Source organism: Terrabacter sp. Soil811 (assembly GCF_001429655.1).
In the GTDB taxonomy this organism is placed as follows: Bacteria; Actinomycetota; Actinomycetes; order Actinomycetales; family Dermatophilaceae; genus Terrabacter.
In genome coordinates this window covers 174832-188323 of record NZ_LMSX01000009.1, presented here as the reverse complement: position 1 = coordinate 188323, position 13492 = coordinate 174832, and the positions used below count along the sequence as shown (strand labels likewise).

The window sequence follows — 13492 nt, the reverse complement described above, 5'->3', positions numbered from 1 at the left end:
CTGGTCTCGCGGTGGGAGTCCCCTGACGCCATCCCGGCCGCGCCACCCCGCTCGGGGCGATTGCCGCACAAATACTATCTGTCCCGAACGCGGGCCGTTCGGGACGCCGTGGCCGCCCCCGAGGGGACGGCTGGGCGCTCAGTTGCCGAGATAGGGCGAGACGACGACCTCGACGCGCTGGAACTCCTTGACGTCGGAGTAGCCGGTCGTGGCCATGGCCCGCTTCAGGGCTCCGATGACGTTGGTGGCGCCGTCGGCCTGTCGGCCCGGGCCGAAGAGGATCTCCTCGAGGGAGGCCTGGGTGCCGAGCGCGATGCGCTCGCCGCGCGGCAGCTGCTGGTGGTGGGCCTCCGGGCCCCAGTGGTAGCCGCCGCCGGGGGCGTCGGTGGCTCGGGCGAGGGCCGCCCCGAGCATGACCGCGTCGGCGCCGCAGGCGACGGCCTTGACGATGTCGCCGGACGTGCCGACGCCGCCGTCGGCGATGACGTGGACGTAGCGGCCACCCGACTCGTCGAGGTAGTCGCGGCGCGCGGCTGCGACGTCGGCGACGGCCGAGGCCATCGGGGCGTGGATGCCGAGGGCCGTGCGAGTCGTGTGCGCCGCGCCACCGCCGAAGCCGACGAGGACACCGGCCGCGCCCGTGCGCATCAGGTGCAGGGCCGCCGTGTAGGACGCGGCGCCGCCGACGATGACGGGCACGTCGAGCTCGTAGATGAAGCGCTTGAGGTTGAGCGGCTCCGCGCGACCCGAGACGTGCTCGGCCGACACCGTCGTGCCACGGATGACGAAGAGGTCGACGCCGGCATCGACGACGGTCTTCCAGTGCTGCTGCGTGCGCTGCGGCGACAGGGCGCCCGCGACCGTGACCCCCGCCTCGCGCAGCTGGCGCAGCCGCTCGGTGATGAGCTCGGGCTTGATCGGCTCGGCGTAGATCTGCTGCATGCGCGCCGTGGCGGCCTCCGGCTCGATCTCGGCGATCTCACGCAGCTGCGCGGTCGGGTCCTCGTAGCGGGTCCACAGGCCCTCGAGGTCGAGCACCGGCAGGGCACCGAGCTTGCCGAGCACCGTCGCGCTCTCGGGCGAGACGACGGAGTCCATCGGCGCCGCCATGACCGGGATGTCGAAGTGGTAGGCGTCGATCTGCCACGACACCGAGACCTCCTCGGGGTCGCGCGTGCGCCGCGAGGGCACGACGGCGATGTCGTCGAAGGAGTAGGCGCGCCGTCCGCGCTTGCCTCGGCCAATCTCGATCTCGGTCACCGGCCGATCCTACCGACCCGGCCACGAGCGGACGTATGCCGTCCGGCGGGCTCCGCGGGACGGCATACGTCATCGGGTGGTGCGCCGGGGGGCCCGGAGCGCGGTGTCAGCCGATCGAGTAGTTGGGCGCCTCGACGATGCCCTGGATGTCGTGCGGGTGGCTCTCCTTGAGCGAGGCCGACGTGATGCGCACGAACTGGCCCTTGTCCTGCAGCTCGGGGATCGTGCGCGCGCCGACGTAGAACATCGACTGGCGCAGGCCACCGAGCATCTGGTGGGCGACGGCCGCGAGCGGACCACGGTAGGCCACGCGGCCCTCGATGCCCTCGGGCACGATCTTGTCGTCGGAGTCGACCTCGGCCTGGAAGTAGCGGTCCTTCGAGTAGGACTTCTTGCCCCGGCTGCTCATCGCGCCGAGCGAGCCCATGCCACGGTAGGCCTTGAACTGCTTGCCGTTGACGAAGATCAGCTCTCCGGGGCTCTCCTCGCAGCCGGCGAGGAGCGAGCCGACCATGACCGAGTCGGCCCCGGCGACGATGGCCTTGGCGATGTCGCCGGAGTACTGGAGGCCGCCGTCGGCGATGACCGGCACGCCGGCCGGCCTGCACGCCTGGGCGGCGGCGTGGACCGCGGTGACCTGCGGGGCACCCACCCCGGTGACGATGCGCGTCGTGCAGATCGAGCCCGGACCAACGCCGACCTTGACGGCGTCGGCGCCGGCGTCGACGAACGCCTGCGCGCCCTCGCGGGTGGCGACGTTGCCGCCGATGACCTGGACGTGGCGGGTCGCGGGGTCGCTCTTGAGGCGCGCGACCATCTCGATGAGCAGGCGCACGTGGCCGTGGGCGGTGTCGGCCACGAGCACGTCCACGCCGGCCTCGATGAGCGTGGTGGCGCGCTCCCACGCGTCGCCGAAGTAGCCGATGGCCGCACCGACCATGAGGCGGCCGTCGGCGTCGTTGCTCGCGTCGGGGAACTGCTCGCCCTTGACGAAGTCCTTGACCGTGATGAGCCCGGCGAGGTGGCCCTCGGAGTCGACGATCGGCAGGCGCTCGCGCTTGTGCTGGCGCAGCAGGGCCGTCGCCTCGTCGCGGCCGATGCCCACCGGGCCGGTGATGAGCGGCATCGGGGTCATGACGTCGCTCACGAGCGTCGTGGCCCACTCGGCGACGGGCGTGAAGCGCAGGTCGCGGTTGGTCACCATGCCGATGAGCTTCTTGTCGTCGCCGATGACCGGCAGACCCGAGACGCGGTACTCGCCGCAGATCGTGTCGAGCTCCTCGAGGGTGCGGTCGGGACCGATGGTGATCGGGTTGGAGATCATCCCGGTCTGGGTCCGCTTGACGAGGTCGACCTGGTAGGCCTGGTCCTGGATCGAGAGGTTGCGGTGCAGGACGCCGAGACCGCCCTGGCGGGCCATCGCGATGGCCATCCGGGCCTCGGTGACGGTGTCCATCGCCGCCGAGATGAGGGGCGACCGGATCGACAGCTCGCGCGTCAGGCGCGTCGTCGTGTCGATGTCGTTGGGGGCGAGGTCGCTGTAGCCCGGCAGGAGCAGGACGTCGTCGTACGTCAGCCCCATCGAGGCGAAAGCAGCGGGCACGTCAGACGATCCGAGGCTCATTGCCCGATTCTACGGGCTGCCGAGGGTGCGACCGAACGTGCCTCAGAGGGTGGGCACGACGGGCAGCGTGAGGGCGCCGACGACGCCAGCTGTCGTCGAGGCGGCGCCGTCGAGCGTGCCCGACAGGGTGTCGGTGAGACCGTCGGTGCCGTCGGTGCCGCTGGTGCCGCTGGTGCCGCTGGTGCCGCTGGTGCCGCTGGTGCCGCTGGTGCCGCTGGTGCCGTCGCTCGTGCTGCCGGACGTGCCGGACGATCCCGATCCGCTCGAGCCGCCTGTGGTTCCGGTCGGGCGCGGACGGACGGGGCCGGTCGCGCGCGTCTTGGACGCCGGGGCGGTGGGGGTGCTCGTGGCGAGCGTGGTCTGCGGGACGACCTCGGACGTGCCCGTCGGGGTGGGAGTCGGCGTGGCCGTCGGCGTCACGGTGGCCTTCTTCCCGCCCTTGGTGCCGACGGCTGGCTTCTTGCCGTTGTTCGTCGCCTGCGGCGTGCCGGTCTGGCCACCGCCGGCCGGGGTGCCGCCCTGCGGGTTGCCGACCTGACCGCTGCCGACCTGACCGCTTCCGGTCTGGCCGTTGCCGGTCTGGCCGTTCTGGCCACCGTTCAGACCGTTCGCGACCGGACGCCCGCCCTCCGCACCGGCGACGGCGCCGGGCATGCCGTTGGTCCCCGCAGCAGCCGCGCGGCCCTGGGCGGCGACCACCGCGGCGGGCAGCAGCACGATCGTGCCGTCCTCGGCGCGCGCGAGGACGAGTCCCCTGGCCTCGGTGGTGCCCGAGGTCTGCGGGAGGCCGAGGCGCGCGAGCAGCGCGCTGGGGCTGTCGCTCCGGGCGCTCTCGTCCATCTTCTTGACGATGCGGGCGCGGTCGGCCTGGCTCGGACCGTTGGTCGGGAGCGTGACGGCGGCCGCAACCCCGGCACCGGACGCTGCGACCGCGAGGGCCGCGAAGGCCCCGAGGTAGCGGTGCTTGTTGGCGATCCGTCGGCGCCCGGTGCGCGAGGGCAGCGGGGTGTCGGCGTGGGCCGCGAGGGCACCGAGCAACGCGGCGACCGGCTCGGACCCGGCGTCCATGCGACCGGCGAGGCGGTCGAGCAGCAGGTCGTCGGCGATGAGGTCGCTCATGGGAGACAGGTCGTTCACGCGACGTCACCCGCCCCGGCCTCGGCGATCATCGCGCGGAGCCTCGTCAGAGCCCGGTGCTGGGCGACGCGGATCGCGCCGGCAGACATGCCGAGCGCGGCCGCGGTCTCGTCGGTGCTCATGCCGACGGCGACGCGCAGCGTGAGGATCTCGCGCTGCTGGCCGGGCAGCTGCTGCATGAGGGCCATCGCCGTCGCGGCGTCGTCGCGCATGACGGCGACGTACTCGGGCGACGGACCGTCGTCAGGTCCGTCGGGGACGTCGGCCACGGGTGAGGGTCCGCGCATCGCGGCACGCTGGGCGTCGGCGAGCTTGCGGGAGGTGATGGTGTAGACGAACGCCTCGAACGGCAGCCCGCGCTCCTGGTAGGTCGGCAGGGCGGTCACGACGGCCATGCACACCTCCTGAGCGACGTCCTGGGCTGTGTCCTCGGCGCCGAAGCGGCCGAGGCGGACGCGGGAGTATCGCAGGGCCATGTCCCTGACGCGCGCCAGCAGCACGTCGCGCGCGTTGTCGTCACGCGCGGCGAGGGCCGCGAGCTCACGAAGCGATGGAGCGTCCATCCGCTCCATCGCACCAACGCCGCCGGGTGTTACGCCGGTGTGCGTGGACCAACCAAGACCCATGTGAGTCCTCGTCCCCCCGAACTGTTGTCTGTGCAGGCGACGCCTTCGTCTGCGCCGCCTTGTTCGTCTGCGCCGCCGTCGGTGCTCGCCCAGAGCGGGGCCATGGTAGTGCGAACGGACCCCTCGGGACGAGTTCGGATGGTCGGATCCGACTCCTTGGACGAGCATGCCATCCAGATGGCAATTCTTGAACAAGTCCTTAAGATTCCGCTCTTTATCCGTGATCGCGTGCCCGGTTAGCGTCGATTCCGCGGTCCCGCGACCCCACCACACGCACCGAGCGGGCCGGTACGACACGGCGGGCACCCCCGCCCGACCGAGAGACGAGTTCATGGCCGAGATCACCCGCCTGCCCGGACCGGTAGCCGACCTCTGGGACTGGCAGCTGGACGGGGCCTGCCGAGGCGTCAGCCCCGAGGTCTTCTTCCACCCCGAGGGCGAGCGCGGCCCACGCCGTCGCAACCGGGACGCCCAGGCCAAGGCCGTGTGCGCCGCCTGTCCCGTCGTGGCCCAGTGCCGCTCGCACGCCCTCGAGGTCCGCGAGCCGTACGGCGTCTGGGGCGGGCTGACCGAGGCCGAGCGCGAGGTCCTCTACGACGGCATCCAGGAGGCCTCCTGACCGTCTGACGGTCGCCGGCACACGCCGCCGACGACCGACACAGCCGCTCGACCGGACCGCGAGACACGACGGGGTCGCGGAGGTCGAGACGCAGCGAGGGCCGCTCCCCGTCGGGGAGCGGCCCTCGCTGTCGTGCCGGGGCGTGGGACCAGGGCCCGTCAAGGACCCCGGTCGTATGCCGTGTCGCGCGGTCGGTCAGTGACCGTGACCGTGGCCGTGACCGCCGGCCGCCGGCTCCTCGTCCTCGGGCTTGTCGACGACGAGCGTGTCGGTCGTGAGGATCATCGACGCGATGGACTCGGCGTTGCGCAGCGCGGAACGGGTGACCTTGACCGGGTCGATGACGCCGGCGGCGATGAGGTCGCCGTACTCGCCCGTCGCCGCGTTGAGGCCCTGGCCGATGGGCAGCTCGGCCACCTTGGAGGTGACGACGTAGCCCTGGAGGCCGGCGTTCTCGGCGATCCAGCGCAGCGGCTCGGCGACGGCCTTGCGCACGATGGACGCGCCGGTGGCCTCGTCGCCGGTCAGCTCGAGGGCGTCGATGGCGGACGCGGCGTGGATGAGGGCGGTGCCGCCACCGGCGACGATGCCCTCCTCGATGGCCGCGCGGGTCGCCGAGATGGCGTCCTCGATGCGGTGCTTCTTCTCCTTGAGCTCGACCTCGGTGTGCGCGCCGACCTTGATGACGCAGACGCCACCGGCGAGCTTGGCGAGGCGCTCCTGGAGCTTCTCGCGGTCCCAGTCGGAGTCGGTGCGCTCGATCTCGGCCTTGATCTGGTGGACGCGGCCGGAGACCTCGCCCTCCTCGCCGTTGCCGTCGATGATCGTCGTGTTGTCCTTGGTGAGGACGACGCGACGGGCCTGGCCGAGGACGGTCAGGTCGGCCTGGTCGAGGCTGAGCCCGACCTCGGGCGCGATGACCTGGCCACCGGTGAGGATGGCGATGTCCTGGAGCATGGCCTTGCGGCGGTCGCCGAAGCCGGGGGCCTTGACTGCGGCGACGTTGAACGTGCCGCGGATCTTGTTGACGACGAGCGTCGAGAGGGCCTCGCCGTCGACGTCCTCGGCGATGATGAGCAGCGGCTTGCCGGACTGCACGACCTTCTCGAGGACCGGGAGCACCTCGGCGACCGAGGAGATCTTGCCCTGGTTGATGAGCACGTAGGCGTCCTCGAGGACGGTCTCCATGCGCTCGGTGTCGGTGACGAAGTACGCCGAGAGGTAGCCCTTGTCGAACTGCATGCCCTCGGTGAACTCGAGCTCGGTCGCCGTCGTCGAGGACTCCTCGACGGTGATGACGCCGTCCTTGCCGACCTTGTCGAACGCCTCGCCGATGAGACCACCGAGGGTGGCGTCCTGGGCGGAGAGCGTCGCCACGGAGGCGATCTCGTCCTTGCCGTCGACCTCGCGGGCGTTCTCGAGAAGGCGGTCGTTGACCGCGGTGACGGCCTTGTCCATGCCGCGCTTGAGCGCGGCCGGGGCGGCGCCGGCGGCGACGTTGCGCAGGCCTTCCTTGACCATGGCCTGGGCGAGGACGGTCGCGGTCGTCGTGCCGTCACCGGCGACGTCGTTGGTCTTGGTCGCGACCTCCTTGGCGAGCTGGGCGCCGAGGTTCTCGTAGGGGTCCTCGAGCTCGATCTCGCGGGCGATGGTCACGCCGTCGTTCGTGATCGTGGGGGCGCCCCACTTCTTGTCGATGACGACGTTGCGGCCCTTCGGGCCGAGCGTCACCTTGACGGCGTTGGCGAGCGCGTCAACGCCGCGCTCGAGCGACTTGCGGGCGGAGTCGTCGAACTCCAGCTGCTTGGCCATGGTGTTCCTTTGGCTCGGGTTGCTTTGTGGTTCTTGGGAATCCGGGCATCTGCGAGCATGCCCGGTCAAACGAGACGCACCCCGGGGAGACCCCAGCGGGGCTCACCGGGGTGCGGTCACGGCATACGGCTGGGTCAGCCGACGATGGCGAGGACGTCGCGGGCCGAGAGGATCAGGAACTCCTCGCCGCCGTACTTGACCTCGGTGCCGCCGTACTTGCTGTAGATGACCTTGTCGCCGACCTTGACGTCGAGCGGGACGCGCTCGGTGCCGGTGTCGTTGAAGCGGCCGGGGCCGACAGCGAGGACCTCGCCCTCCTGGGGCTTCTCCTTGGCCGTGTCCGGGATGACGAGGCCAGACGCAGTGGTCTGCTCGGCCTCGAGGGACTTGACGACGATGCGGTCTTCGAGCGGCTTGATGGAAACCGACACGGTGGTGACCTTCCCTTCGGGACAGTCGGAAAACTGACTACGGACTGTGGGCTCTTCGAGGCTGGCCGCCGTCGCGGGGGTCGACCTCCCTCGATGAGGGTGCTGGCACTTTCAGGTCGAGAGTGCCAACAGGATGAAATCTAGGTTTGTCATTAGCACTCGGTCAAGTCGAGTGCCAGATTCGTCGGCGCGCCGCGGCCCGGACGGGCACACCCACCGGCGCTGGCAGGATGAGGCCATGGATGCCGCCATGGTCGATCGCCTCTCCGCAGGTGAGGGCTGGGCCCTGCTCCAGTCGCTGCCTCCCTACGACGAGGACGGCTCGCTGCACCTGCAGGGCCGACTGCGCGAGGCGGGCTTCGCGGCCGACCTCGTCGCGGCCGCGATGACCCAGTCGCGGCTGCGCTCGCGCGGCACCGAGAAGTTCGGCGACTTCGCCGCCGGCATGCTCTTCACCTCCGACGGGCTCGAGCAGTCGACGCGCCTCGCCATCGCCGCGCGACACGCCCACCGGTATGCCGCTGCCGGGGTCCGCGACGTCTACGACCTCGGGTGCGGGCTGGGCGCCGACGCCATGGCGTTCGCCGGTCTCGACCTCACCGTCAACGCCGTCGACGCCGACGACACGACCGCCCGCATCGCCGCGGTCAACCTGCGCCACTGGGCGTCAGCCCGGGTGACGCACGGGCTCGCCGAGGACGTACGCCTGCCGCAGGGCGAGGGGCGACGGCACCTCGGGCTGTGGCTCGACCCGGCCCGCCGCGTCACCGGCGTGGCCGACATCAGCGGGCGCACGAAGCGCGTCTTCTCGCTCGACGCGATCTCGCCGTCGTGGTCACAGGTGCTCGACTTCGCGGAGCAGGTGCCGGCGACGGGGGCCAAGCTCTCCCCCGCGTTTCCGCACGGCTCGGTCCCGTCGGGGGCGGAGGCGCAGTGGACGTCGTGGCACGGCGAGGTGCTCGAGTGCGCAGTCTGGTGGGGACCGCTCGTCGCGACCGCCGGACGGACCGCCGCCGTGTGCACCGAGACCTCGACGTCCGTCGTCACGGATCAGGATGCGGTCGACGGCGGTCAGAGACCCGGCCTCGGGTCGGTGACCGACATCGGCGAGTGGCTCTACGAGCCGGACCGGGCCGTCATCCGGGCCGGGCTCACGGGGGCGCTCGTGGCGGCCGTCGACGGCGCCGAGCTCGCGACGGGCGTCGGTTACGTCTCGAGCGGCGTCGCGCGCGAGCTGCCGTGGGCGCGGCGCTTCCGGGTCGTCGAGGCGATGCCCCTGTCGACGAAGCGGCTCGCCCGCTGGCTGCGCGACCACGGCCACGACCGGGTGACCATCAAGAAGCGTGGCGTGACTCTCGACGCCGACCTGCTGCGCCGGCAGCTGAAGATGACCGGCCGCGGCAAGGGCGGTTCGGAGGCGACGCTCGTCCTGACACGCGTCGGAGGCGGCCAGGTCGCCCTCGTCGTCACCCCCGCCTGACCGGCAGCCCCGGCTGACCGGCGCCCCCGGCTGCCAAAGCGACCGCCGCCGCTCGCGGCGTGGAGCGTCGGCGGGCGTCCGTCTCCGACGTGGCGTTCCAGTGTCAGCGGCCCGCCGCCGATGCCGCTCCCGGCAACGGACGCCTCGGCGCTCCTCGACCGAGCGCGACGGCCGCCACGGGCTTCAGGCGATGGCGGCGTAGAGCGCGTGCAGTGCGCTCCACGTGGCGTCCCAGTCCGCCATCGCAGCATCCGCGACGTCCGACTCCAGGCGACGCACGTAGGTGTCCCAGCCTGCGGCATACCCCGCTGCCTGGGCGCCGGTGAGCCGCTCGTGCCGCAGGTGCAGGCGGGCGCCCTCCCCGTCGGCGATGACCTCGGCGGTGACGACCGACCGCACGTCGCCGAGCGGCCACTCCCAGACGAGCCGGCTCGGCGCCTCGCACACCACCACGCGGCACACCGGGGTGTCGGCGTCGTCGAAGTGGATGGTGAAGTCGCCACCGGGTCGCAGCTCCCCCTGGACGGGGGCGAACCAACGCGCGAGGCGGTCGGGCTCGGTGCACGCCCGCCAGAGGTCGTCGGGCGACGTCGCGTAGTGCCGGTCGAAGACGACCGCCACCTCCTCGCCGCCGCGCTCGATCCGGCCCAGCACCTGCGTCAGCTCGCTCATCGGTGTCCCTGTCCCTGTCGTCGGGCCCGCGCGCCGCGGGCGATCTCGGTGTCGAGGGCGTCGAGGCGCCGCCCCCAGAACGAGCGGACCTCGCGGCACCACTGCTCGACCTCGTCGAGGGCGCCCGGCGCGAGCCGGTAGACGCGCCGCTGCCCGACGGCCTCGGCCTCGACGACACCGGCCTCCCGCAGCACGCGCAGGTGCCTCGAGATCCCCGGCCGCGCGGCGTCGAAGAGCGCCGCGACCTCGCCGGCCGTCAGCTCCTCACGGGCGAGGTGCTCGACGATGGTCCGCCGAGTCGGGTCGGTCAGCGCCTCCCAGGTCCCACTCACGACCAAAGAGTAACCCTTGAGTTACGTAACGCACAAGGTACGCCTGTTCGCAACACATCGAGTAGGTCACGACCCACCGGGATCGGATCCTGGTGGGTCGTGACCTGCTCGGTGTGTTGCGGGGTGGGGTGGGGGTCAGAGCGCGGCGTCCGGCTGGGCCCCGACCCAGCGCACGGCGGCCGCGCCGGCCGCGTTGGCCGCCTCGAGGGCGCCCTGACGGTCCGCTCCCCCGGCGAGCGCCGCTGCGAGCGCCCCGCAGAACGCGTCCCCGGCACCGACCGTGTCACCGAGGTCGCGCTTCGCCACAGGTATGCCGTCCACGCCGTCCATCCCCCAGCGCGCGCCCGCTGCCCCGAAGGTCACGAGCAGCGACTCCGGCACGAGGTCGGAGTCGGCGAGGTCGCGCATCTCCGACTCGTTGACGACGACCGGGTCGGCGAGCGCGATGACGTCGGGCGGCAGGGTGGCATACGGCGCGAGGTTGAGGACGACCCGGGCTCCCGCGGCGTGGGCCGCGCGGGCGGCGTCGGCCACCGTCGCGAGGTCGACCTCGAGCGAGCAGAGCAGCACGTCGCCGGGTCCGAGCCCTCCGGCCTGCTCGACGAGCGCCCGGTCACGCTCACCGTTGGCGCCGGCCACGACGATGATCGAGTTCTCGCCCTGCTCGTCGACGGTGATGAAGGCCGTGCCGGTCGGGGCGCTTCCACTCGTCGACACCGCTGCGGTGTCGATGCCGAGACCAGTGAGGCGGTCGAGGTAGGCCCCGCCGGGTCCGTCGTCGCCGACCCGGGCGAGCATCGAGACGGCCGCCCCGGCCCGAGCGGCAGCCGCGGCCTGGTTGCCACCCTTACCACCGGCATACGTGCCCCCGGCCTCACCGAGGAGGGTCTCGCCGGGCACCGGGTGCCGCTCGACGAGGATGACGACGTCGACGTTGAGCGAGCCGAGGACCGCGACGCGGCCCATCAGCGCTCGCCCACCCGGCCGAGCAGGGTGTCGGCCCAGAGCCGCGCGTAGCGGGGACCGTCGACCTCGAGAGCCACGTCGACCCGCACCGGCGCCTCGCCGTGCGGGTCGTGGGCCATGTCGCCGCTCCAGTCACGCCGGTCGACGATGGTGCGTCCCCGTGACCACGTGCCGGCGAGCTCGACGCGCAGCGGCAGCGGCTCGGTCCGGATCCCGGCCCGGTCGATGACGACGCAGACGGCGCCGGCGTCACCGATGGTCGACGCCGGCCGGTCGAAGCGGGCGTTCTGGAAGCGGATCAGGCTGCCCGCGAGCTCGGCGGGGCCCCGGCCACCCACAGAGACGAGCGTGTCGGCCAGCTCGGCCGACACGACGGGCTCGTAGAAGACGTCGAGGCCGTACATCGTCACCGGGATGCCGAGGTCGGCCGCGGCGTCGAGTGCGATCGCCGCCGCCTCGGGGTCGTGGAAGACGTTGAACTCGGCCGACGCCGTCGCGTTGCCGACGTTGGCGGCGCCGCCCATGAAGACGATCTCGGAGATGCCCGACACGACGTCCGGGTAGGTCCGGAGCAGCAGGGCGATGTTCGTCAGCGGCGCGAGGGGCACGAGCGTGACCGGGCGCTCCTGCTCCGCGGCCTCACGGCAGACGTCGCGCAGCAGCTCGACGGCGTGGCGCGGGTCGGCCTTCATGGCGGCGGGCGGCCAGCCCAGGTCACCCATGCCGTCGTCCCCGTGCACGTGGCGGGCGTCGACGGGCGCCTCCAGCAGGGGCCGCTCGGCACCCCGGCCCACCGGGACGTCAGTGCGTCCCGCGGTCTCGAGGACGAGCAGCGTGTTGCGTACGACGTCGTCGACGGGGGCGTTGCCGCCGACGCACGTCACGGCGCGCAGGTCGAGGGCCGGGTGCAGGGCGGCGAGGAGCAGGGCGCAGGCGTCGTCGACTCCGGTGTCGACGTCGAGCACGATGGGGGTGGGTTCGGTCGTCACAGCGGCAACGTACCGGTCGGTGGCCGACGCGGCCCCGCTGGGGACGACCGGCGTCCGAGGATAGGCTCGAACGATGCGCCCGAGCCACAGCCGACGCCGCCCGTCCATCGCCCGGTGGGCGGTCCTCGCGGCTGCCGTGACGTTCGTCGTGACCGCCTGCTCCTCCGCCCCGCCGGCCGCCGGGCCCACCGCGACGGGGACCACGACCGTCCCCTCGACCTCGGCATCGAGCGCGCCCACGACGGTCGCGTCGACGAGCGCCACCCCGTCGACGACGACCACTCCCGCCCCCACGACCACCACACCGTCGACGCCCTCCTCGTGCGCCCCGGCGATCGTCGCCGGCATGGACGACGGCGAACGCGCGGGGCAGCTGCTCATGGTCGGCCTCGACAACGGGGCGAGCCGCACGAGCCTCGACGCCCTCGTGGCCCGGCGCCACCTCGGCGGGGTCATCCTGCTCGGCGGCTGGGACGGCGGCACCGAACGCGTCCGTGCGACGACCCGACACCTCGCGGCGCTCGCCTCGAAGGAGGACACCGCGGGCCTCGGTCTGCTCGTCGCCGCCGACCAGGAGGGCGGGGCCGTGCAGCAGCTGCGTGGCGACGGCTTCAGCCGCATGCCGTCCGCCCGCGTCCAGGACCAGGGCTCGGCCAGCGCCCTCACCGCCGACGCCACCCGATGGGCCGACCAGCTGCGCACCGCGGGCATCAACGTCAACCTCGCGCCGGTCGCCGACACGGTGCCGACGTCGATCGGGCGCGACAACGGGCCGATCGGCCAGTACGACCGTCAGTTCTCGAGCGACCCCGAGCGCAACGCACGCATGGTCGGTGCCTTCATCGCCGGCATGCGCGCGGGTGGCATCGCCTCGACCGTCAAGCACTTCCCCGGCCTCGGCCGCATCACCGGCAACACCGACGTCACGGCACGCGGCATCACCGACCGCACGACGACCGTCGACGACCCCTACCTCGAGCCGTTCCGCACCGGCATCCAGGACGGCGTCGAGCTCGTCATGGTCGGCTCGGCCATCTACAGCCGCATCGACCCGGGCACCAATGCCGTCTTCTCGAGGCCGATCGTCACCGACCTGCTCCGCGACCGGCTCTCCTACGACGGGGTCGTCATCACCGACGACGTCGGCGCCGCAAAGGCCGTCGCCGACGTGCCCGTCGGCGCGCGCGCCACCCGCTTCATCGAGGCCGGTGGTGACATCACCCTGACCGCCCGCCCGGCCACGGTGCCCGCCATGCACGACGCCATCACGAAGAAGATGAACGCGAGCCCCGTCTTCGCCAAGCAGGTCCAGACCGCTGCCACGAGGGTCGTCGACCTCAAGCTCAGGATGGGCCTGGCCCGCTGCCCGTAGGCCCAGACAGCAACACCCAGACCGCGGCCCCGACCCAGTCCCCAGCCCCACCGAACCCCACCCTCCCAGGCGTGAGCCGACGACCAAGGGTGGGTGCAGATCCGCTGCAGCCCGGTCACACCCAGCCAGGACGAGAGGGCCTCGGGCGGGTCCAGGAGGCGCCGCGCAGGGT

At 72.4% G+C, this 13492-nt stretch carries 13 protein-coding genes; 3 read left to right on the top strand and 10 right to left on the bottom strand.

Annotation, left to right across the window (positions count from 1 at the left end; all coding sequences use genetic code 11):
• Positions 1-138: 138 nt before the first annotated feature.
• From ASH01_RS16460 to ASH01_RS16445, 4 genes are all read right to left on the bottom strand, one after another.
• Entirely contained in the window at positions 139-1260 is a 1122-nt protein-coding gene (locus ASH01_RS16460; RefSeq protein ID WP_020144860.1) for a GuaB3 family IMP dehydrogenase-related protein, read from the bottom strand.
• 106 nt (positions 1261-1366) lie between these two features.
• Positions 1367-2884 carry an IMP dehydrogenase gene (gene guaB, locus ASH01_RS16455; protein ID WP_056778235.1) on the bottom strand — a complete coding sequence of 506 codons (1518 nt, stop codon included), beginning with the start codon at positions 2882-2884 and terminating at the stop codon, positions 1367-1369.
• Between the two features lie 42 nt (positions 2885-2926).
• Positions 2927-4003, bottom strand: a complete 1077-nt coding sequence (locus ASH01_RS16450) for a hypothetical protein (RefSeq protein ID WP_056778233.1) — start codon at positions 4001-4003, stop codon at positions 2927-2929.
• Between the two features lie 14 nt (positions 4004-4017).
• On the bottom strand, positions 4018-4584 hold the full coding sequence (locus tag ASH01_RS16445; protein WP_056778230.1) for a sigma-70 family RNA polymerase sigma factor: 567 nt from the start codon (positions 4582-4584) through the stop codon (positions 4018-4020).
• 394 nt (positions 4585-4978) lie between these two features.
• Between ASH01_RS16445 and ASH01_RS16440 the strand changes: the two genes are divergently transcribed.
• On the top strand, positions 4979-5266 hold the full coding sequence (locus ASH01_RS16440) for a WhiB family transcriptional regulator (protein ID WP_020144864.1): 288 nt from the start codon (positions 4979-4981) through the stop codon (positions 5264-5266).
• Between the two features lie 195 nt (positions 5267-5461).
• Here the strand turns inward: ASH01_RS16440 and groL are convergent, their stop codons facing one another.
• Together groL and groES are read right to left on the bottom strand one after the other, a co-directional pair.
• Positions 5462-7078: a chaperonin GroEL gene (groL, locus tag ASH01_RS16435; RefSeq protein ID WP_056778228.1), complete on the bottom strand. Its 1617-nt coding sequence runs from the start codon at positions 7076-7078 to the stop codon at positions 5462-5464.
• Positions 7079-7212: 134 nt separating this feature from the next.
• The gene (gene groES, locus ASH01_RS16430) at positions 7213-7509 is read right to left on the bottom strand and encodes a co-chaperone GroES (RefSeq protein ID WP_020144866.1); all 297 of its coding nucleotides are present in this window, start codon (positions 7507-7509) and stop codon (positions 7213-7215) included.
• A 238-nt stretch (positions 7510-7747) separates the two neighbouring features.
• On the opposite strand from groES, the gene ASH01_RS16425 reads away from it, so the two are divergent.
• Positions 7748-8989, top strand: coding sequence for a class I SAM-dependent methyltransferase (locus ASH01_RS16425; RefSeq protein WP_056778226.1), 1242 nt, complete (start codon positions 7748-7750; stop codon positions 8987-8989).
• Between the two features lie 183 nt (positions 8990-9172).
• On the opposite strand, the gene ASH01_RS16420 is transcribed toward ASH01_RS16425, so the two are convergent.
• The 4 genes from ASH01_RS16420 to ASH01_RS16405 form a co-directional block, all read right to left on the bottom strand.
• Positions 9173-9661, bottom strand: coding sequence for an SRPBCC domain-containing protein (locus ASH01_RS16420; protein ID WP_056778223.1), 489 nt, complete (start codon positions 9659-9661; stop codon positions 9173-9175).
• Positions 9658-9993, bottom strand: a complete 336-nt coding sequence (locus ASH01_RS16415) for a metalloregulator ArsR/SmtB family transcription factor (protein WP_235509638.1) — start codon at positions 9991-9993, stop codon at positions 9658-9660. The genes ASH01_RS16420 and ASH01_RS16415 overlap by 4 nt, the downstream gene beginning before the upstream one ends.
• A 135-nt stretch (positions 9994-10128) precedes the next feature.
• Positions 10129-10959 carry a PfkB family carbohydrate kinase gene (locus ASH01_RS16410; RefSeq protein ID WP_056778222.1) on the bottom strand — a complete coding sequence of 277 codons (831 nt, stop codon included), beginning with the start codon at positions 10957-10959 and terminating at the stop codon, positions 10129-10131.
• A complete protein-coding gene (locus ASH01_RS16405; protein WP_235509637.1) occupies positions 10959-12296 on the bottom strand; it encodes a nucleoside hydrolase in 1338 nt (445 codons plus the stop codon). Before ASH01_RS16405 ends, ASH01_RS16410 begins: the two co-directional genes overlap by 1 nt.
• On the opposite strand from ASH01_RS16405, the gene ASH01_RS16400 reads away from it, so the two are divergent.
• On the top strand, positions 12295-13320 hold the full coding sequence (locus ASH01_RS16400) for a glycoside hydrolase family 3 N-terminal domain-containing protein (protein ID WP_235508722.1): 1026 nt from the start codon (positions 12295-12297) through the stop codon (positions 13318-13320). The two genes, ASH01_RS16405 and ASH01_RS16400, sit on opposite strands and share 2 nt — an antisense overlap.
• Positions 13321-13492 lie beyond the last annotated feature (172 nt).